The organism is Stenotrophomonas sp. BIGb0135 (assembly GCF_024810105.1).
GTDB lineage: Bacteria > Pseudomonadota > Gammaproteobacteria > Xanthomonadales > Xanthomonadaceae > Stenotrophomonas > Stenotrophomonas maltophilia_AB.
This window is the reverse complement of sequence record NZ_JANUDX010000010.1, coordinates 152,801-173,095: the sequence shown is the minus strand read 5'-3', so window position 1 is coordinate 173,095 and position 20,295 is coordinate 152,801. Positions and strand designations below refer to the sequence as shown.

Here is a 20,295-nt window from a genome sequence, read left to right as displayed (position 1 = left end):
GCTGGGCCCCCATGCCCTTGGAGGCGAAATAAAGGAGGAGGCCGCGCAGCGGCCGGGGGACATTCGCCGGAAAGGGCATGGGGGCCCAGCGCCCGACCCACCGACGGACGTCAGAAAAGCCTGGCTTCCACCTGCCTGGCGCAGCCGACCCCCTTAGCGGCCGGTAGGCTCCTGGGCAAAATAAAGGAGGAGGCCGCTCCGCGGCCGGGGGACACTACACCAGGGGCCTACCGGCCGCTGAGGGGCCCTCGGGCTCGCGACCATCCCCAGCGGAGACACCCTCCGATCCCCACGGCGCCTGGACTGCGCGACCCCACGTAACGCGGTGCGCCATGTGTTGCGGACCTTGGAACGCGACGCTCCCCTCCAGTGAGAGAAAAGAAAAAAAGGGCGCGCCCGCAGGCGCGCCCTTTCCTGGCTGTGCCGGCCATTGGCCGGCACACCCGCGTCCCCCTCACATCAGAAGCCGACCGACCAGTCCAGCTGGGCACCCATGTCACGCTGGCCATCGCCATCGCGCCCCTGCACCTGCAGCGACACGCGGCTGTTGGCGCTCGGGCTCACGGCGACACCGAGCTGGGCCAGCACACTGCTGCGTGCCAGCGGCGCGCCGGCGATACCGAACTCCTGCGCGCCCTCCACGAAGCGAGCCGTGGTCGTCGGCAGACGGTCGCCGTCGGCGTACTGCCAGCCCACGCGTGCGGTCACCACCGCCTTGTCCTGCAGGCCACCGCTGATATCCCAGTCGGCCTTCAACGCCGCCAGACCGGTGCGGTAACGGCTATCGGCCGAGGCGATCTGCAGCGCGCTATGGCCACCGTGTTCCTGGCTGCCATCGCTCTCCAGACGCACCTGGGCCAGCTCGATTTCCGGCGTCAGCTGCAAACGCGGTCCGCCGAACGTCCAACCGGCACGCACGAAAGCAGTGGTGGCGGTGGCATCTTCGCGGGCCGACAGCGACTCGGCGAACGTCGTGCCGATCTGGGCCGTGCGCATGCTGTCGGTGCGGTAATCGGCGCGGGTCACGCCGCCACGCAGGCGCAGGCCCTGCCAGCCATAGTCGGCGTAGACGCCGTACTCGGTCGCATCGGTCTCGGCGCGTGCGTCGCGCTCGCGCAGGCGGGTGTCCAGCTGCTGCTGGCCGGCGGCCACGCCGAACTGCAGCGACTCGCCCACCTGCCAGCCGGCACCGGCCATCAGCCCGTGCTGCTGCGTGCGCGTGCCGACATTGGCCGCAGTGGCGTCCGTGTGCAGCTGGCCGCCGCTGCCGGCCAGCCACACGCGTACGCCGGGGGCGATGCCGCCGCTGATCGCGCGGCCATCCAGGTGGCGGTCGATGCCGTCGTGCAGGAAGCGGTTCTGCAGCAGCGCGCCGCGGTTGGCCGAATGCACTTCACCGCTGAGGCTGTCGAAGGCCGGCACCACCTGCGGAATCTCCAGGCGCACCACTGCGTCATACACCGCGTTGCCCTCGCCGAGGGCTTCCACCGCACCGGCCACCGCCTTCTGGTTGTCGTTGACCACCACGTCCGGGAACGCCAGCTGGACGTCCGGCATCGACACGTCGTTGCGTGCCATCGTCAGGTAGACGTTGTTGGCGTCGTAGGCCAGGCTCGGGTCGAGGAAGGCGAAGTTGCTGGTGACGCCGCCGAACGTGCCGGCAACGCCGTCGCCAGCGCTCAGCACGGTGTAGCGGGTGGACACCTTCCAGTCACCGTCCGCCGCCACCGCCACGGTGCCGGCACCGCCCAGGGTGGCCACGCCCGCCACGTCCACGTGGTCGCTGCTGCCATCGGCGGCGACGTGGACGCGGTAGGTCGCGCTCGGATCGAACACCAGGTCACCGGTGATGGTCAGCCGGCCCACGGCGCTGTTCGGGCCCGGGTCCAGCACGCTGCCCGAACGCAGGTGCACGCTGCCCACGCGCCCGCTGCCGGCCAGGTAGGCACCGTTGTCCAGGTTCACCTGCCCGCCGAGTGCGCCGTCCACCATCAACCGGCCCTGGTCGACCACGGTGGTGCCGGCAAAGGCGCTGCTGTCGCCGCTCAGGGTCAGCCAGTGGCGTCCCTGGGCGAAGGTGCCGGTGCCGCTGAGCTGCCCGGCGTACTGCAGCACGCGGGTGGTGTCGATCTGGAAGGTGCCGGTACTGCCGATCGCGATGTTGCCGGTGGGCAGGGCATTGCCGGTGGCCAGCACGCGGCCATCGTCCACGCGGGTGGCGCCGCTGTAGGCGCTGCCCGCCAGCACCAGCTGGCCGCCATCGGTCTTGACCAGCACGCCGCCGCTGCCGGCACTGAGCCCGCCGGCCAGCGTGGCGCTGCTGCCGGTACCGACGGACACGGCCACCTCGCCGCGCAGCTGCACGCTGTTGTCCAGCACCACCGCATCCCCCAGTTCCAGGCGCGTCGCGTCGGCCAGGGCCACCAGGCCGGTGCCCAGCGCCTTGCTGCCATACACCGCCAGGGTGCCGGCATCGACCAGCGTGCCGCCGCTCCAGCCACTGCTGTCGGCGCTCACCGTGAGGCTGCCGGCGCCGGTCTTGCGCAGCTGGCCGGTGCCACTGATGGCGCGCTGCATGAGCACGTTGTTGACCGTCTCCACGGTCGAATCGGCCGCCAGCAGCACGTTGCTGTCCACGCGCAGCACGCTGTTGGCACGCAGGGTGCCGCCGCCCAGTTCGAGGGTGCCGGTGCCGTTGCCGGTGGTGATGCTGGCCGGCAGCGCGCCGCCGACTGCCAGCACCGCCTGCCGGCCGACCACCAGGGTGCCGACGCCCGAGGCGTTGCTGCCCAGCAGGATGTTGCCGCGCACGGTTGCCGTGGCACTGTCGGCGATATCCACGCGCCCCCAGCCATCCACGCCGATGCGCAGCGACGCCACCTCCAGGCGCGAGCCCGTGCCGGTCACCCAGGCGGTGCCGACGCCGCTGCCGGCCAGGCCGAACGTGGTGGCGCCCAGACTGACCGCGCCGCCGTCGGAGACCTCGATCGCGCCAACGCCCGCGTTGCCGATCACCGCGACGCTGCCCGTCTGGACAAAACGCGCGTCGGTGCCGGAGACCAGCAGGTCGCCGCGCGAGCGGTTGCTCGCCGAGAGTGCCTGGTTGCCGATGTACAGCGCGCCGCCCACTTCCACGCTGGCGCCGTCCTCGACCCTGACCGTGCCCTTGCCGAGCTGGCCGATGTTGAGCACGTCGGTGTTCACCCACCGGCTGCCGGTGCCGGAGATCTCGGCCAGGCCCACGCCGGTGTCGGTGTTGCCGACGAAGCCGGCGAGGCTGGTCATCTGCGCCCCATCGAGGATGCGCACCGTGCCGTTGCCCTGGTTGCCCAGCAGCAGGTTGCGATCGGTGCGGAACAGCGACTGCGCGCCGCTGACGTTGATCGCGCCCACGCCGCTGATGCCGGCGCCGATGTAGGAATCCAGGCCGATCGACAGCGTGCCGCCGTTGTCGATGTCGACCAGGCCCCGGCCGAGGTGGCCGACACCGAGGGTGGTGAGCGAGGTCCAGGTCGACCCGGCGCCGGAGATCAGCACCCGCCCGTCGGCGGTGGCAGCGGTACCGCCGTCACCGGTGCCAACGAAGATGGTCCCCGAGGTCAGCGTGCCGCCGCCCAGGACCGACAGGTCGCCGCGGCTGGCATAGCCGACGTGCAGGTGGTCGGTCTGCTCGCCAGGCTGGGAGACCACCGCCGTGCGGCTGCCGTCGATGTAGGCGGCCACGGAGCCGGCGGTGGGCTCGCCGAATTCCCAGTTGCCGCCCGTGCCCCAGTTGTTGTCGATCGAGGCGCGCCACTCGTTCCAGCCGTTGACGCCGGCCATCGCGGCCGGGGCCGCGCAGGCCAGCGCGATGCCGCTGAACAGCGGCGCCAGGCGCGGCGCGCGGCGCGCGCCGGCACGGGCCGGCGCACGGCCGCCGCGGGCGAATTCGGATACCACCTGGACGCACTTGAGCGCGTGGTTGAAGACCACGCGGTAAACATGATTCACAGCCAACCCCTGTTTTGATCTGAGTCGGCGGTATCGGCTGTTGGCTGAACGACTTTAGCGTTTGAAATGAATTAATCTGAACAATTCAAGGAACGCCATCTCAGATCGTGCATCTGGGCGCGCCGGTTCGATGATCGCGCCCGTGCCTGCCGGCAGGGGCCAGTCCCGGTCGTCGGGCTTACAATGAACCGCTTATCGCTTCTCTCACCTGCCTGGAGTAACCGATGTTCCCGCGTGACGTCCGCATCGAAACCTACGATCCCGAACTGGCCAAGGCCATCGCCGCCGAAACCCAGCGCCAGGAAGACCACGTCGAGCTGATCGCCAGCGAGAACTACACCAGCCCGGCGGTGATGGAAGCGCAGGGCAGCCAGCTCACCAACAAGTACGCCGAAGGCTATCCGGGCAAGCGCTACTACGGTGGCTGCGAGTACGTGGACATCGCCGAGCAGCTGGCCATCGACCGCCTCAAGCAGCTGTTCGATGCCGACTACGCCAACGTGCAGCCGCACAGCGGTTCGCAGGCCAACCAGGCGGTGTACTTCGCGCTGCTGCAGCCGGGCGACACCATCCTGGGCATGTCGCTGGCCCACGGCGGGCACCTCACCCACGGCGCCAAGGTCAATGCGTCGGGCAAGCTGTTCAACGCCGTGCAGTACGGCGTGGACGAGGCCGGCCTGATCGACTATGACGAAGTCGAGCGCCTGGCCGTCGAGCACAAGCCGAAGATGGTCGTCGCCGGTTTCTCGGCCTACTCGCAGGTGGTGGACTGGGCGCGCTTCCGCGCCATCGCCGACAAGGTCGGTGCCTACCTGTTCGTGGACATGGCCCACGTCGCCGGCCTGGTCGCCGCCGGCGTCTACCCGAGCCCGCTGCCGCACGCCCACGTGGTCACCTCGACCACCCACAAGACCCTGCGCGGCCCGCGCGGCGGCATCATCATCGCCAAGGGCGCCAGCGAAGAACTGCAGAAGAAGCTGCAGTCCATCGTGTTCCCGGGCATCCAGGGCGGCCCGCTGATGCACGTCATCGCCGGCAAGGCCGTGGCGTTCAAGGAAGCGCTGGAGCCGGGCTTCAAGGCCTACCAGCAGCAGGTGGTCAAGAATGCCCAGGCGATGGCCGACACCCTGATCGCGCGCGGCTACAAGATCGTCTCCGGCGGCACCCGCAACCACCTGATGCTGGTCGACATGATCGGCAAGGACGTGTCCGGCAAGGACGCGGAAGCCGCGCTCGGCCAGGCCCACATCACCGTCAACAAGAACTCGGTGCCCAACGACCCGCGCTCGCCGTTCGTGACCTCGGGCCTGCGCCTGGGCACCCCGGCGGTGACCACCCGCGGCTACCTCGAGCAGGACTGCGTGGACCTGGCCAACTGGATCGCCGACGTGCTCGACGCCCCGGCCGATGAGGCCGTGATCGCCCGCGTCCGCGAGGCGGTCAGCGCGCAGTGCCGCAAGTACCCGGTTTACGGCTGACATGGACGAGGGCCGGCAACGGCGTACCTACGCCGTGCTGGCCCTGGTCACCGGCATCCTCGGGATGGCCGGGGGTGGCACCCTGGCGGTGATCGGGGTGTGGGTCGCCTTCGTTGAGCCGGCCTACCTGGACCGCGCCTCCCGGTTGTTGCTGGGCGGCTGGGGGGCGGCCGGCCTGATCGGGATCGCGGGCTGGCTGTGGTTGAGTGGCTGTTATCTGCGTCACGGCCGCGACGGGCTGCGCGCGAGTGGCCGCTGGGCGTGGGCCGCGCTGTGGCTGGGGATGCTGGCATCGGTGCCGGTGGTGGGGATGGCGGTCTGGCACGCCACCGAGAGCCCGCTGGGGCTGGTCCTGCTGCTGGCCGGGCCGCCGATGGCGTTGCCCGCCGCCCGGCTGGTGCAACTGCGTCGGACCCGGGGCAGCTGAGCGGATGGTGCCGCCACACCGGCAGCAGCGCGCGCTGCTGCTGCACCTGGGGTTGGTTGGCGTCCCGCATGCCGTGGCGGTCGCGGTGGGGGTCGGGCTGTGTCTGCGCGACGTGCTGCATCAGTATGGTGGGCCGGGCGATGTGCCTGGCTGGGCGATGGCCTGGTTCGCCAGCGTCGGCCTCATCGTTGTTGCGTGGTCCGCGCTGGCACTGCGCTGGTGGCGCGGGGGTGCCGAGGCGCTGCGGGCGTGCCCGGCGGGATGGGCCGGCCTGCGGGTCGGCATCGTGGCGACAGCCGCCATCTGGCTGGGCCTGTTGCAGGCGCTGTTCCCCGTGGAGGTCGCCGGGGCGCCCCAGCGGGCGGTTGCCCTGATCCTGCTGCTGCCCGGCATTCCGATGCTCTCCTGCGCGGCGCACCTGGTCTGGCTGCGTCGGCGGGCCGCCTAGGCGGGGCTGGCCTTCGGCCCTGCCATTTGCTGTAGCTGGTCTCTCTCAGGTACCGTTGCGACGCTGCCGTGACCACGGCATGACGTTTTCCTGATGCAAGGCGTTCCATGTACTGTCCGTTCTGCCAGCATGCCGATACCCGTGTGATCGATTCGCGCGTCTCTGAAGACGGGGCGACGATCCGGCGTCGGCGCGAGTGCGAGGCCTGCAACGAACGCTTCAGCACGCTGGAAACGATCGAACTCAAGCTGCCCGCCATCGTCAAGAGCGACGGCAGTCGTGAAGCATTCGATTCGCGCAAGGTCCGCAGCGGCTTCGACCGCGCGCTGCAGAAGCGCCCGGTGCCCGAAGACAAGATCGAGCTGGCGGTGCGCGCGGTGATGCAGCAGGCGCGGATCTGCGGCGAACGTGAAATCCCCTCGATCAAGGTCGGCGAGTTCGTGATGAACGAACTGCGCAAGCTCGACCATGTCGGCTACGTGCGCTTCGCCTCGGTCTATCGCAGCTTCGAAGACGTGGCCGATTTCCGCGAAGAGATCGAAAAGCTGGAGCGCGAACTGCCCTCCAGCACCGAACAGCTGCAACTGCTGGGCGACGTGATCGCGCTGACCAAGAAGAAAAAGGGCTGAACCCGGCCGCGTCGCGGCCACCCTTGCCGGGCTACCATCTGCGCTGCATGCCTGCCGCCGGATTCCCGTTGCCATGACCGACTTCTCCGCCCTCGACCACCTGCACATGGCGCACGCGCTGCGCCTGGCCGAACGCGCGGCGTACACCGCACGGCCCAATCCGATGGTCGGTTGCGTGATCGCCCAGGGCCAGGAGGTGGTGGGCGAGGGCTGGCACCAGCGCACCGGCGGGCCGCATGCGGAGGTGTTCGCGCTGCGCCAGGCCGGCGCGCGCGCGCGCGGCGCCACCGCCTACGTCACCCTGGAACCCTGCGCGCACCATGGCCGCACCCCGCCGTGCGCGCTGGCGCTGATCGAGGCCGGCGTGGGTCGCGTGGTCGCGGCGATGCGCGATCCGTTCCCGAAGGTGGATGGCGGCGGCTTCGTGCTGCTGCGCGAGGCCGGCATCGCGGTGGGGGAAGGACTGATGGGCGCGCACGCGCGCGAACTCAACCGCGGCTTCCTGTCGCGCATCGAGCGCGGCCGGCCGTGGCTGCGGGTCAAGCTCGCCGCCAGCCTGGACGGCCGCACCGCGATGGCCGATGGCCGCTCCAAATGGATCACCGGCGCGGCCGCGCGCGAGGACGTGCAGCACTGGCGTGCGCGTGCCGGCGCGATCCTGACCGGCGCCGACACGGTGCTGGCCGACGACCCGATGCTGACCGTGCGTTTGCCCGACACCGAGGTGCTGCCGCCGCTGCGCGTGGTGCTCGATACGCGGTTGCGCTCGCTGGAGTGCGCGCGCGTGCGCGAAGGCGGGGCGCCGACGTTGTACGTGCACGATGCGTCGGTGAGCCCGCCGGACGCGGCCGACGCCGAGTTTGCCAGCGTGCCCAGCCAGGACGGCCGCCTGGACCTGGGCGCGGTGCTGCGCCTGCTCGCCGAGCGTGGCATCAATGAGGTGCACACCGAAACCGGCGCTACCCTGGCCGGCGCGCTGCTGGCCGGTGGCTGGGTCGATGAGCTGCTGCTCTACCAGGCGCCCACGGTGCTCGGCGAGCATGGCCTGCCGCTACTGTCCGGGCTGGGCATCCATGCGATGGAGCAGCAGCGCCGTCTGCGCGTGGTCGACCAGCGTCAGGTCGGCGAGGACCTGCGGCTGCTGCTGCGGCCCTAGGCAGCGCCATTCACAAGCATTGAAATCCCCCCGTCTCGGCGATCACGAGCCGTTGGACCTCGTTGTTGCAGTCGTCCAGCGTCTGCTGTTCGTTCACATCCCGGACCAGCTCCTGGACCCTCTTTTCCGTGCCCCATCAACGTCCCGGTGATGTTACTCGCCCGGCCCTTCGTGGCCGTCCCGGCCTGCGCCCGACGCGATCCGTCGATCCCACTCGGCGAACGGCAGCAGGCCGAACAGCACGGTGCGGTAGAGGTGTTCGGCACGCGCGGCATGGACATCGCCATGACGGAACGACGACCAGCCGACGGCCGTGGAGAGATGGGCCACCGCGGTGTCGCCGCGCAGGCGTGCGGCGAAGGTCGCAAAAAAAGCATCGCTCAGCGCATGCCGGTCCGCATCATCCCCACTGCGCATCGCGTGGTAGGCAGCGAAGGCCGGTTCGACATCCGGAACCATGCACGCAAGCGTGTACTGCGCGATCTCGGGACTGCCCAACGGCACGACGTCGCGTGCCGTACAGGTGACCCGTGGCAGCCGGATCCGGAGCGCCTCGGACACCTCCTGCATCACTGCCCGGGACGGTGGCTGGATGCCCTCGCGGGTCAGCCATGCGGGAAGATCATCGATGACATCGTCCCAATCGAGGGTGCCCTCGGGCACGGCATCCTGGCTGACCGCCAACAGCGTCGCCCGTGCGTCGTTGTCGTCCTGGAGCAGTACCCGGGCCTGCAGGGTGTACTCGACCTCGGGTGACACCGCAGGGTCGGCGACCACCGTTGACGCATGCAACAGGACCGGGAACAGAGAGCGATACATGCGAGCAGGCCCGAACGTGAGTGATCGCACATTCTCCCGTTCCCGGGGTGGCGTTGAAATGCAATCGGTTGCAGATCGCGCAGCCGGTGCGCGCCCTTCACCGGCAGTCGTCGTCCCACATCGCTTCGGCCATCGAGCGCAGTGCCTTGCATTCCTGTGTCATCGCCGCCGGCGTCGATGTCGCGGCCTTGGCCTTCAGCTCGTCGGCCATCGCCTCCACGCCCGGCAGCTGGTCCGGCGCGGTATTGGCGATGCACTGGCGGTGCTGCAGCAGCAGGAGATCGCAGGCCGGCACGCCGGTGACCTTGGGCGCCGCGTCGGCCAGGGCGTCCTGGCGCCACGCGTTGAACGGCAACACTGCGTCCACGACCGGCGACACCAGTGCGTCCAGATTGCCGCTGTACCAGTAGCCGTTGTCCTTGGCCGGATGCAGGTCCAGGCTCCCGCTCAATTCACGGCGTGGCGCATCGCGCAGGGCGAGCAGGTAGGCGTCGGTGAAGCGCTTGAGGTTCTCGGCCGAATCATCGCGCAGCCCTGCGCTGAACAAGGGACGCAGCGCATCCAGCACCGTGACCTGGCAGGTGAAGCTGACGCTGGCGATCTTTGCATCGTCCACGTACGCATTGTCACGGACCTGGGCATGGGTGGCGCGACAGCGGGTCTGGTGCAGGTTGGCCGCCATCAGCGCTGGTACCGCGGCGCTGTCCCTGGCGCCGCCCGCCTGTTTCGCCAACAGTGATTGCAACGGCGCGGCCATCGCGGCGGCCAGTTCGCCGTGGGCCGGCGTGACCGCATCCTTGCCGTCGAACGCGGGGCGCAGCGCATCATTGAGCGTGCGCGCCGCGCCGGCGTCGTCTTCGAGCAGAACGCGCGCGTAGAGGTCGAAGGTCTGTTCGGGAGTGAGCCCCGCCGCCGGCGCGCCGGTGGCGAGCAGCGGCGCGCACAGCAGGAGAGGGAGGGCGAGCAGCCGGGGGGTCGTCATCATGTTCAGCGTCCACTGCGAAGGGGGCGAAGCCTAACGCGTTTCCCGGCAGCCACGCCTGGCGCAGGGCAGTCAGGTGCGCGGCCCGCACGACGCTCCGCTCCATTGGGAGAGCAACCCAAAAAAAACGAGCCCCTTTCGGGGCCCGTTCGATCATGGCGCGGCGGAAGCCGTCGCTGCCCGATCAGAAACTCGCGCGCACGCCCACCGAGAACTGGGTGACGTCGTCGTACGCCTGCACTTCACCGACCAGGCCCCAGGCCTGGGTGAAGTTGACCTGGCCGCCGAGGGTGCCGACCCAGGTGCCGTCCATGTCGCTGCCGTCGATGTAGCCGGCCTTCAGCCAGGCTTCGGTACGGGCCGACGGCTTGCCACGAACGCCCAGGGTGGCGCGACCGGCGTTGGTGTGGTCCTTCAGGCGATCCACTTCCTCGCCGTCGTAGGACAGCTTGGCTTCGTTGTTGATGCGCAGCCACGCGATGTCGGTGGTGAAGTCCAGGCGGTCGGTCAGCGGCATGTGGTAGCCGATGCCCAGCTCCGGCTGGCGCAGCTCCTGCTTCAGTCGGCCGTTGTAGCCGTAGTAGTCCCAGGTGTAGGTCTTGGAGACCATGCTGTAGCCACCGAAGACGTACACCTGTTCGGCGATGGCGAACGAGCCGCGCAGGTAGCCGCCGTCCAGCTTCGGCTTGGAGTCGGCGCCGTTGCGGTCCAGCTGCAGCTGGGTCCAGCCGCCTTCCACGAAGGTGTAGCTCATGGTTTCAGCGGCGGAGGCCGCGAACGGAGTGGTCGCCAGCAGGGCGGCGGCCAGGAGAATCTTGCGCATGCAGGTTCCTTTGATGACGTTGAGGTCCATTTCAGCCAGCCCTTCGTGGGCGGCAGGGGCGGCGATCACTGCCGCGCGGGCAGATTTTAACCATATCTTCACAAAAAGCGAGCAGTCAGCTTCGCTTGCTACAATGGCCAGGCCGGTTCGCCGGTACACAAACGTCTTCAGGGCGGGGTGCGATTCCCCACCGGCGGTAGGTGCGCAAGCACGAGCCCGCGAGCGCTTCCGGTTCCGCCGGAAGGTCAGCAGATCCGGTCCGATGCCGGAGCCGACGGTATAGTCCGGATGAAAGAAGACGGTGCGACCAGGCCTTCGGCCTGGTGCGCGCCTATATGCCTTGCGGCGTTTTTCGCTCACTTTCCGCGGAGAACGTTCCTTGTTTACTGGAATCATCGAAGGCGTCGGCCACCTGGCCGCACGCGAGACCCTGGGCGGCGATGTCCGCTTCACCTTCCATGTCGGGAGCCTGCCGTTCGAGAACGTGCAGATGGGCGAGAGCATCGCCATCAACGGGGTCTGCCTGACCGTCATCGCCCACGACGCCACCACCTTCCAGGCCGACGCCTCCACCGAGACGCTCGGGCTGACCACGCTCGGCCAGCTGACCGATGGCGCAGTGATCAACCTGGAGCGCGCGATGCGCCCGACCGACCGCCTCGGCGGCCACCTGGTCAGCGGCCATGTCGATGGCCTCGGCCAGGTCCTGTCCATCCATGACGACGCCCGCGCCCAGCGCTGGCGCTTCGCCGCGCCGGCCGCGCTGCTGCGCTACATCGCCAGGAAGGGCTCGATCTGCGTGGACGGGGTCAGCCTGACCGTGAACGAGGTCGACGACCAGGGCTTCGAGGTGGCGCTGATTCCGCACACCGTCGCCCACACCGCCTTCGCCGCCACCGGCGTGGGCAGTGCGGTCAACCTGGAAATCGATCTGGTCGCCCGCTACGTCGAACGGCTGATCGCCGTGCCGGCGCATGGTCCGCAGCAGGGAGCCACCGCATGAACTTCGCCTCCATCCCCGAGATCCTCGAGGACATCCGCCTCGGCCGCATGGTCGTCATCGTCGATGACGAAGACCGCGAGAACGAAGGCGACCTGATCATGGCCGCCGAGCTGGTCAAGCCGTCGGACATCAATTTCATGGTCACCCACGGCCGTGGCCTGGTGTGCCTGCCGCTGACCCGCGAGCGCGCCGCCGACCTGGGCCTGGCGCCGATGGTCCAGGCCAACACGGCGCAGTTCCAGACCAACTTCACCGTCAGCATCGAGGCCGCCGAGGGCGTTACCACCGGCATCTCGGCCTACGACCGCGCGCACACCATCCGCACTGCGGTGAAGCCGGACGCCAAGCCGGCCGACCTGCACCAGCCGGGCCACATCTTCCCGCTGATCGCCCAGCCGGGCGGGGTGCTGACCCGTGCCGGGCATACAGAGGCCGGGGTCGACCTGGCGATGCTGGCCGGGCTGGAGCCGGCCGGCGTGCTGGTGGAGATCCTCAACCCGGACGGCAGCATGGCGCGCCGCCCCGAGCTGGAAGTCTTCGCCCGCGAGCACGGCCTGAAGATCGGTTCGATCGCCGACCTGATCGCGTATCGCCTGGCCACCGAGAAGACCGTCGAACGCGTGGACGAACGCGAGATCGACACCGAGTTCGGCCCGTTCAAGCTGGTCACCTATCGCGACCGGATCGCCCACGACCTGCATTTCGCCCTGGTCCGTGGCACCCCGGATGCCGAGCCGACCCTGGTCCGGGTGCAGGTGGAAAACCCGCTGGCCGACCTGCTGCACTGGCGCCGCGATGATTTTGGCGTGGCCTCCACCGATGCCCTGCGCGCGATCGCCGCCGCCGGGCGTGGCGTGATGGTGGTGCTGTCGGCCCCGCGCGACAGCAACAGCCTGCTGGCCCGCCTGCGCCAGCAGCCGGCGCCGGTCACCCCCGGCAAGGACAAGGACGTGAGCCAGTGGCGCCGCAACGGAGCCGGGGCGCAGATCCTGTCCGACCTGGGCCTGGGCAAGCTGCGCGTGCTGGGCACCCCGCGCCGGCAGGTCGGCCTGGCCGGGTATGGCCTGGAAGTGGTCGAGACGGTCACGCCCTGAGCCGGGTGGACCCGGGCCCGTTCCGCCGGGCGCGCCCGGCTGGACGGCCCGGCATGACGCGCCCCTGCCCGGGCGCAGGGCGATGCGGTGGCCGAATTGGCGACCGCTGAGCCTCTGGCGCGCCCGTGCGCGGTAAACTAATCAACCTTTTGGACCCCACGCCGAACATGAGCCACTACGAAGGCGACCTCCGTACCCCGGAAAAGGGCCGTTTCGCCATCCTCGCCAGCCGCTGGAACGCCCGCATCACCGATGTCCTGGTGGCCGGGGCGCGCGCCAGCCTGGCCGGCAACGGCATCGATGAAGCGTCCATCGACGTGATCCGCGTGCCCGGCGCGTGGGAACTGCCACTGGTGGCCGCCCGCCTGGCCGCCGCGCACGAGCATGCGGCGATCATCGCCCTGGGCTGCGTGATCCGTGGCGATACCCGCCATTACGAGCACGTGGCCGATGGCTGCGCCGAGGGCCTGATGCGCGTGCAGCTGGACTTCGGCGTGCCGGTGCTCAACGGCGTGCTGGCGGTGGAAAACGCCGAGGATGCCGAGGCACGCGCCGGTGGCAGCCATGGCAACAAGGGTGAGGAAGCCGCACTGACGGCGTTGGAAATGGTCAATCTTCTGGAGCAGTTGCCGTGAACAAGTCAAACCCGGGCAAGCCGTCCGGCAAGCCGGTCCGCCGTGATGGCATCGACCCGGTGCTGCGCTCGCGTGCGCGCCGTCGTGCCCTGCAGGCGATCTATGCCTGGCAGATCTCCGGTGGCAACGCGCAGTCGGTGATCGCCCAGTTCGCCCACGAACAGGCCCGCGAAATCGCCGACCTGGCCTACTTCGAAGCGCTGGTGCATGGCGTGCTGGACAACCGCAAGGACCTGGACGAGGCACTGACCCCGTACCTGGACCGCGGCATCGAAGAGGTGGATGCGATCGAACGTGCCGCGCTGCGCGTGGCCGCCTACGAAATGCGCTACCGCATGGACGTGCCGTACCGCGTGGTGATCAACGAAGCCATCGAATCGGCCAAGCGCTTCGGCTCCGAACACGGCCACACCTACGTCAACGGCGTGCTCGATCGCGCGGCCGTGGAATGGCGCAAGGTCGAAAGCGGCCACTGAGCCGGTCGAGTGTCCGCCGGCGGCTGATCCCGCCGCTGCGCGTCCCTGGCGCCGACCGCTGGTCGGCTGACCGCGCAAAGCGCGGTCCGTCGCAGCCGGGATGATCTCCGGTTTCATGGCAGCCGACCCACGGTCGGCGCTACACCCCAACGGTCTTGCCGGATCCGACCCACGGTCGGGCCCCACTCGGCGGATGTTCCGCTGCCGGAGTTGCCGATGTCCCTCGCCGAATTCGCCTTGATCGACCGCATCCGCGCCCGTACCGCCGAACGCGAGGACGTGCTGCTCGGCATCGGTGACGACGCCGCATTGCTGCAGCCGCGTCCCAATGAACACCTGGTGGTCACCGCCGATACGCTCAACGGCGGCGTGCATTTTCCGGACGACACCGCGCCGTTCGATATCGGCTGGAAGACCCTGGCGGTCAACCTGTCCGACCTGGCGGCGATGGGCGCGCGCCCGGCCTGGTGCACGCTGGCGATGTCCCTGCCCGATGCCTCCCCGGACTGGATCGAATCCTTCGCCGACGGCTTCTTCGCGCTGGCTGACGAACACGCCATCGCGCTGGTCGGCGGCGACACCACGCGTGGCCCACTGTCGCTCTCGGTCACCGCGATGGGGCAGGTCGCGCGTGGCCAGGCGCTGCGCCGCGACCGTGCCCAGGTGGGTGACGACATCTGGGTCAGCGGCACGCTGGGCGATGCCGCCGGCGCGCTGCAGTTGTGGCAACGCGGTGAGTTGAACGTCGCCACCGCGACGCTGCTGGCCGACTACGAAGCGCTGCGCCTGCGCCTGCTGCGCCCGATCCCCCGGGTCACGCTGGGCCTGCGCCTGCGCGCCTTCGCGCACGCGGCCGTGGATATCTCCGATGGCCTGTTGGCCGATCTTGGCCACATCGCCGCGCGCAGTGGCGTCGGCGCCGAGGTGGACGCCGACGCGTTGCCGCTGTCGGCCGCGCTGCGTGGCGTGCTCGGCCGCGATGCCGCGCGCGACTGTGCGCTGCGCGGCGGCGATGACTACGAGCTGTGTTTCACCGCTGCCGCCGACCAGCGCGACGCGCTGCACGCGCTGGCCGAATCGCTGCGCCTGCCACTCACCCGCATCGGCCGCATCGTGGACGGGCAGGGCGTGCAGTGCGAGGGCGAGCGCGGCCCGGGCGGCTACCAGCATTTCGCCGACTGAGCATCGCCGGGCGCGGCGAGGCCCGCGGCATCAGGCGGCCGGCGGCAGCACCTTGCCCGGGTTGAGGATGCCGTCCGGGTCCAGCGCCCGCTTGATTGCATGCATCGCCGCCAGCGTGGCCGGGTTGAAGGCCTGCGCCATGAAGTCGCGCTTGGCCAGGCCGATCCCATGCTCGCCCGACAGCGTGCCGCCCAGCGCCAGGGTCAAGGCGAAGATCTTCGGCAGCGCCGCATGCGCGCGTGCGTTCTCGTCGACATCGTCGGGGTGGTAGAGGATGTTGACGTGCAGGTTGCCGTTGCCGGCATGGCCGAAGGTGACGATGACCAGGTCATGCTCGCGCGCCAGCGCCTGCACCCCCGCCACCAGTGCGGGGATGCGTGAGACCGGGACCACCACGTCTTCGTTGATCTTGCCCGGGGCGATGCTGCGCAGCGCCGGCGACAGCGCCTTGCGCGCGGCCCAGAGCTTCTCGCGTGCGGCACCCTCCATGGCCACGTCCAGTGCGAGCATGCCATCGCCCTCGGCCGCGTTGGCCAGCGCCTGCAGCAGGTAGGGCAGGGTGTCGTGGTCGCCGTCGGCCTCCACCAGCAGCATCGCGCCGGCCTCGGGCACCTCGGCGCCATTGCGGCGCAGCAGCTGCAGGCTGCGCGCATCCATGAATTCCAGGCGCGTGGGCACCACCGGTTGCGCCATCAGCCGCGATACCGCCGCGGCGGCCGCATCGGCGTCGCGGTACAGCACACGCAGGCCGGCCTGCGCCACCGGCAGCGGGGTGAGTTTGAGCGTGGCTTCCACGATCAGGGCCAGGGTGCCTTCGCTGCCCACCAGCAGGTGGGTGAGGTCGTAGCCGGTGGCATCCTTGGTATAGGCGCCGCCGCACTGGATCAGCTCACCGGCGCCGGTGACCGCGACCAGGCCGAGCACGTTGTCGCGGCTGGTGCCGTACTTCACCGCGCGCGGGCCGCCGGCATTGCAGGCCAGGTTGCCGCCGATGCTGCAGATGTCCGCGCTGGACGGGTCCGGTGCCCAGAACAGGCCATGCGGTGCCAGGGCATGCTGCAGGTCGCCGTTGAGCACGCCCGGCTCGACCACCGCGCAGCGGTTGCCGGGCTGGATGTCGAGGATGCGTGCCATCCGCGCGAAGGACAGCACGATGCTGCCGTTGACCGGCACCGCCGCGCCGGTGGTGCCGGTGCCGGCGCCACGTGCCACCAGGGCGACGCGATGGTCGCGGCAGGCCCGCACCAACGCCACCACCTGGTCGCGGTCGCGCGGGAACGCCACGCCCAGCGGCACCTGCTGGCGCCACGAGTTGTCCTGCGCGGCGGCGGCGAGGGCGCTGTCATCGGTGCGCCAGCCGTCCTCGCCCAACAGCGCGTGCACGGTGGACAGGAAGGCGGCGGGCAGGTCGGTATGCATCAGGGCGTCCGGGGAGTGGCAGGGGCGCGTTGGATCAACTTCCAGCCGACCACGGCGGCGGCCAGTGGCAGCCATACCCAACGCAGCTCGGAGAAAACGGTGGCCAGGCCGCGCGCGCTGAAGAACTGCCCGGCAAACGGCGAGACGCGGATCGGGCGCCACGGGGCGAACAGGCGCTCGCCGCTCCACGGCCACCACAACGCCACGCCGAGGCCGCCGGAGGTGAAGGCATCCAGCAGCGGATGCGACAGCGCACTGAGGCCTACGAAGGCGGCCGCCTGCACCGCGCCGGCACGCAGGCGTGCATGCAGCAGCGCGGCGAGCAGGGCCAGCAAGGCGGCGAACAGCAGCGAGTGGCTGGCGCCGCGATGGCCGAAGCTGTCGGCATAGGGAATGTGCAGGGCGAAGGCCAGCACGTCGGCATCGGGCAGCATCGCCGCGACGACGCCGGCGGCCAGCAGCGGCGTGGAGACGCGCCCGCGATCGGACGCGCACCACAGCGCCAGCGGGATCGCGGCGTGGGTGAACACACTGGGCATCAGGAAACGCTCGCCATCAACAATCCTCCAGCCGGAAGGCATCGCGCAGCCAGTTCAACCGCGGCGGCTCGCCGCTGGCCTCGATCACGTCGAACCGGCACGGCCGGTCGGCCAGCGCCGGGTGCGCCATCAGGAACAGCTGCGCGGCCAGCAACAGTTTGCGCCGCTTGCGCAGGTCCACCGAGGCGGCGCCGCCGCCGAAGCCGGCACTGGCGCGGTAGCGCACTTCGACAAAGACAGTGGTGTCGCCGTCGCGCATGACCAGGTCCAGCTCGCCGCCGCGATACCGGGCGTTGCGGGTGACCGGCGTCAGCCCGGCGCTGCACAGGTAGGCCTGCGCGGCGGCTTCCACCGCCGCGCCACGCTGCGCCCGCGCGGTTGGCACCGGCTTAGTTGGCGATCGGCATCGGCCGGCCGCCGCTGAAGGTCGACCAGGCCGGGACGCGCAGCACGTTGCCATTGCTGTCCAGGAACAGGGTGCCGGTGGCGCCGTCGAGGCCGCCCTCATTGGCCATCTTGTCCAGGTAGGCGCTGATCTTCCACGCATCGAAACCGAACGCGAACAGGCGCCCGGCCGCGCCGCGCGCGTTGGGCAGGATCTGCCCGGCGGTGCTGGCCGACGGCAGGCCGGCGACGCTGCGCACGTTCCATGCTTCGTTGGGGTAGACGATGCCGTCCAGCGCCATGTCGTCCTCGACCTTGCCCGCCCCGATGGTCAGCTGCGAGGTGCCCACGCGGGTGGCGCCACCGGCGCCGGCGAGCGCCAACTGCGGCGCCAGCGCGCGTGCCTGCGGGGCCTTCACCGCCAGCAGCACGCCCTCCACGGTACCGGCAGCGCGGACCTGCGCGCCGATGTCGCCGACCGCTTCGTTCACGCCGATGGTGGCCACCACCTGGCCGCCGCGCTGGGTGAAGCGCTCGCGGAACGCGGCGGCGGCACGGCGGCCGTTGTCGTCATTGCTGTGCACCACCAGCACCTTGGTGCGCTCGCGGCCACGCAGGTATTCGGCGGCGATGATGCCGTCGTCTTCCGGAGCCAGCGAGAAACCGGCGCTGCCGGCGGGCGGGCTGCTCTTGCCCCGGTTGAGGGCCAACACCGGCACCGGCAGCTGGGCACGGCCGAACACCGCATCCACTTCGTCGCGGCCGAGCGGGCCGACGATGAAGTCCACGCCGGCGCCCACGGCCTTGTCATAGGCGGCCACCGCACCGGCGGCGGTACCGGCGGTGTCGATGAACTGGATGTCCGGGCGCTGGCGGCTTTCACCGTAGTAGCCGCTGAGCAGGCCGTCGCGGACCGGCTGCGCGGCCGTGGCCAGGCGACCGCTCAGCGGCAACAGTACGGCCATCTTGACCGGCGGGCGGTAGCCGTCGCGGGCGGCCGGCGGGCGCTTGCTGGTATCGAACTGGGTGGCCTGTTCGCGATCGAACGGACGCGGCAGCGGCAGGCCGCGGGCGATCAGCGCACGCCCGGCGAAGTTGTACAGCGGCTCGTTGGCCGGCAACGCGGCGGCGCGGCTGCGCAGGGTGGCGTCGTCGAGGCTGCCCAGCAGGCTGGCGATGGTCTGCTGGTTGTCGCTGCGCGCCTTGCCGGTCAGCGCGGCGTGCGCGCGCGCGCGTTCCTGCGCGGCGCCGACGATGTCGCCGTTGGCGGCCAGCGCATCGGCGCGGGCGAGCTGCCAGCGCGTGCGCAGCTGCGGCGCGACGGTGTCGGCCGACTCCTTCAGCGCGGCCAGCGCCTGTGCGGGCTGCTTGTCGGCCAGTGCCAGTTCGGCGGTGGTCAGGTGGAAGCGCTGCTGGCTGGCGCCGCTGAGCTGGCGTGCGGTGACCTGCGCCAGCAGGCTGCGGGCACGCGCGTTGTCGCCTGCTTCATGCCAGGCGAAGGCTGCATCGGCCAGCGCGGCGGCACGCGCGCTGCCCTTGAGCGTGTTGGCCACCGCTTCCAGCTGCACGGCGGCATCGCGTGGCTTGCCTTGATCGATCAATGCCAGCGCCTGGGCCTGGGCCGGCGATTCGGGCGCGCTGGTCAGGCTCGTCGTGGCGCAGCCGGCCATCAGCAGCAGCGACAACGACAGGGCGGAGATCCGTGCGACGGGCTTGTTCATGATCAGGTCCATTCGATGGGGGCAGCGGCCAGGGCCGGGGAACGGTACGATTCTACCCTTGACCCACGAGTGCCGTTGCGATGAGTGCTGTCCCCACGCTGTATGTCGTTGCCACCCCGATCGGCAACCTGGCCGACCTGACGCCGCGGGCGCAGGACGTGCTGCGCTCGGTGGCCGCGATCTGCGCCGAAGACACCCGCCGCAGCGGCCAGTTGCTGGCCCACTTCGGCATCCAGCAGCCGTTGGTGGCGCTGCACGACCACAATGAAGACGCGTTGTCCCAGCGCATCGTCGCGCGCCTGCTGGCCGGGGAGTCACTGGCCCTGGTGAGCGATGCGGGCACGCCGCTGGTCAGCGATCCGGGCTACCGGTTGGTACGCGCCGCGCGCGAGGCGGGCATCCGGGTGAGCCCGGTACCGGGAGCCTGCGCGGCGATTGCCGCGCTGAGCGTGGCCGGCCTGCCCAGCGACCGCTTCACCTTCGAAGGCTTCCTGCCGGCCAAAGGCTCGGGCCGCCGCGAACGCCTGCAGGGCCTGGCCGGCGAAACCCGCACGCTGGTGTTCTACGAATCCTCGCACCGCATCACCGAATCGCTGGCCGACATGGTCGCCGCCTTCGGCGCCGAGCGCCCGGCAGTGCTCGCGCGCGAACTGACCAAGCTGTTCGAAACCGTCCTGGATGGGACCCTGGCCTCGCTGTTGCAGCAGGTGGAAGCGGACGACAACCAGCGCAAGGGCGAGTTCGTGGTGATGGTGCAGGGCGCCGCCGACGACGCGCAGGCGCAACTGGCCGCCGGCCGCCGCATGTACGCCAAGCTCAGCGAGCACCTCCCGCCGTCCACCGCGGCCAAGCTGGCCGCAGAACTCACCGGCGCCCCAAGAAAGGCCCTCTACGGCAGCTGATCGCGAGCTGGGCGCAGGCAGAGCCCCCCAAGGCTGGCCGCACGCGACGCCGAAAAGGTAGAGCCACCCCACGGGTGGCTGCACGCGACGCCGGAAAGGTAGAGCCACCCCATGGGTGGCTGCACGCGATGCCTGAACGAACACCAGCCACCCATGCGGTGGCTCTACGAGACCCGCAGCAAACACCG

General features: G+C 70.2%; 19 protein-coding genes and 1 riboswitch. Of the genes, 11 read left to right on the top strand and 8 right to left on the bottom strand.

Annotated features, from left to right (window positions below):
- Positions 1-459 precede the first annotated feature (459 nt).
- Positions 460-3,990 (bottom strand): autotransporter domain-containing protein, encoded by a 3,531-nt coding sequence (locus tag M2421_RS17910; RefSeq protein WP_259209301.1) that lies wholly within the window; start codon positions 3,988-3,990, stop codon positions 460-462.
- Between the two features lie 224 nt (positions 3,991-4,214).
- On the opposite strand from M2421_RS17910, the gene glyA reads away from it, so the two are divergent.
- The 5 genes from glyA (at position 4,215) to ribD (ending at position 8,128) form a co-directional block, all read left to right on the top strand.
- Positions 4,215-5,468: a serine hydroxymethyltransferase gene (gene glyA / locus M2421_RS17905; protein WP_259209298.1), complete on the top strand. Its 1,254-nt coding sequence runs from the start codon at positions 4,215-4,217 to the stop codon at positions 5,466-5,468.
- A 1-nt stretch (position 5,469) separates the two neighbouring features.
- A complete protein-coding gene (locus M2421_RS17900; protein WP_259209296.1) occupies positions 5,470-5,895 on the top strand; it encodes a hypothetical protein in 426 nt (141 codons plus the stop codon).
- A gap of 4 nt (positions 5,896-5,899) precedes the next feature.
- Entirely contained in the window at positions 5,900-6,343 is a 444-nt protein-coding gene (locus M2421_RS17895) for a hypothetical protein (RefSeq protein WP_259209295.1), read from the top strand.
- A 107-nt stretch (positions 6,344-6,450) separates the two neighbouring features.
- Entirely contained in the window at positions 6,451-6,972 is a 522-nt protein-coding gene (gene nrdR, locus M2421_RS17890) for a transcriptional regulator NrdR (RefSeq protein WP_259209293.1), read from the top strand.
- A 73-nt stretch (positions 6,973-7,045) separates the two neighbouring features.
- Positions 7,046-8,128 carry a bifunctional diaminohydroxyphosphoribosylaminopyrimidine deaminase/5-amino-6-(5-phosphoribosylamino)uracil reductase RibD gene (gene ribD, locus M2421_RS17885; RefSeq protein ID WP_259209291.1) on the top strand — a complete coding sequence of 361 codons (1,083 nt, stop codon included), beginning with the start codon at positions 7,046-7,048 and terminating at the stop codon, positions 8,126-8,128.
- A 153-nt stretch (positions 8,129-8,281) separates the two neighbouring features.
- Here ribD and M2421_RS17880 read toward each other — a convergent pair whose 3' ends face one another.
- From M2421_RS17880 to M2421_RS17870, 3 genes are all read right to left on the bottom strand, one after another.
- On the bottom strand, positions 8,282-8,947 hold the full coding sequence (locus M2421_RS17880; protein WP_259209289.1) for a hypothetical protein: 666 nt from the start codon (positions 8,945-8,947) through the stop codon (positions 8,282-8,284).
- Positions 8,948-9,044: 97 nt separating this feature from the next.
- Positions 9,045-9,932: a hypothetical protein gene (locus M2421_RS17875; RefSeq protein ID WP_259209286.1), complete on the bottom strand. Its 888-nt coding sequence runs from the start codon at positions 9,930-9,932 to the stop codon at positions 9,045-9,047.
- Between the two features lie 181 nt (positions 9,933-10,113).
- A complete protein-coding gene (locus M2421_RS17870) occupies positions 10,114-10,752 on the bottom strand; it encodes a hypothetical protein (protein ID WP_259209284.1) in 639 nt (212 codons plus the stop codon).
- Positions 10,753-10,911: 159 nt separating this feature from the next.
- Positions 10,912-11,056, top strand: a riboswitch (FMN riboswitch).
- 75 nt (positions 11,057-11,131) lie between these two features.
- On the opposite strand from M2421_RS17870, the gene M2421_RS17865 reads away from it, so the two are divergent.
- The 5 genes from M2421_RS17865 to thiL all read left to right on the top strand — a co-directional run bounded on the left by M2421_RS17865 (position 11,132) and on the right by thiL (position 15,142).
- Positions 11,132-11,755 carry a riboflavin synthase gene (locus M2421_RS17865; protein WP_259209282.1) on the top strand — a complete coding sequence of 208 codons (624 nt, stop codon included), beginning with the start codon at positions 11,132-11,134 and terminating at the stop codon, positions 11,753-11,755.
- Positions 11,752-12,849 (top strand): 3,4-dihydroxy-2-butanone-4-phosphate synthase, encoded by a 1,098-nt coding sequence (ribB, locus tag M2421_RS17860; protein ID WP_259209281.1) that lies wholly within the window; start codon positions 11,752-11,754, stop codon positions 12,847-12,849. The genes M2421_RS17865 and ribB overlap by 4 nt, the downstream gene beginning before the upstream one ends.
- 167 nt (positions 12,850-13,016) lie before the next feature.
- Positions 13,017-13,484, top strand: a complete 468-nt coding sequence (gene ribH, locus M2421_RS17855) for a 6,7-dimethyl-8-ribityllumazine synthase (protein ID WP_259209279.1) — start codon at positions 13,017-13,019, stop codon at positions 13,482-13,484.
- On the top strand, positions 13,481-13,960 hold the full coding sequence (nusB, locus tag M2421_RS17850) for a transcription antitermination factor NusB (protein ID WP_259209277.1): 480 nt from the start codon (positions 13,481-13,483) through the stop codon (positions 13,958-13,960). Before ribH ends, nusB begins: the two co-directional genes overlap by 4 nt.
- 216 nt (positions 13,961-14,176) lie before the next feature.
- Positions 14,177-15,142, top strand: coding sequence for a thiamine-phosphate kinase (gene thiL / locus M2421_RS17845; protein ID WP_259209275.1), 966 nt, complete (start codon positions 14,177-14,179; stop codon positions 15,140-15,142).
- A 30-nt stretch (positions 15,143-15,172) separates the two neighbouring features.
- Here thiL and M2421_RS17840 read toward each other — a convergent pair whose 3' ends face one another.
- From M2421_RS17840 to M2421_RS17825, 4 genes are read right to left on the bottom strand one after another with little or no spacing between them, the layout of a single operon-like run.
- A complete protein-coding gene (locus M2421_RS17840; RefSeq protein ID WP_259209273.1) occupies positions 15,173-16,561 on the bottom strand; it encodes an FAD-linked oxidase C-terminal domain-containing protein in 1,389 nt (462 codons plus the stop codon).
- The gene (locus tag M2421_RS17835) at positions 16,561-17,100 is read right to left on the bottom strand and encodes a metal-dependent hydrolase (RefSeq protein WP_259209270.1); all 540 of its coding nucleotides are present in this window, start codon (positions 17,098-17,100) and stop codon (positions 16,561-16,563) included. The genes M2421_RS17840 and M2421_RS17835 overlap by 1 nt, the downstream gene beginning before the upstream one ends.
- Before the next feature lie 16 nt (positions 17,101-17,116).
- The gene (locus M2421_RS17830) at positions 17,117-17,485 is read right to left on the bottom strand and encodes a YraN family protein (RefSeq protein WP_259209269.1); all 369 of its coding nucleotides are present in this window, start codon (positions 17,483-17,485) and stop codon (positions 17,117-17,119) included.
- A 4-nt stretch (positions 17,486-17,489) separates the two neighbouring features.
- The gene (locus M2421_RS17825) at positions 17,490-19,205 is read right to left on the bottom strand and encodes a penicillin-binding protein activator (RefSeq protein ID WP_259209265.1); all 1,716 of its coding nucleotides are present in this window, start codon (positions 19,203-19,205) and stop codon (positions 17,490-17,492) included.
- 80 nt (positions 19,206-19,285) lie between these two features.
- Between M2421_RS17825 and rsmI the strand changes: the two genes are divergently transcribed.
- Positions 19,286-20,107 carry a 16S rRNA (cytidine(1402)-2'-O)-methyltransferase gene (gene rsmI, locus M2421_RS17820; RefSeq protein WP_259209262.1) on the top strand — a complete coding sequence of 274 codons (822 nt, stop codon included), beginning with the start codon at positions 19,286-19,288 and terminating at the stop codon, positions 20,105-20,107.
- Positions 20,108-20,295 lie beyond the last annotated feature (188 nt).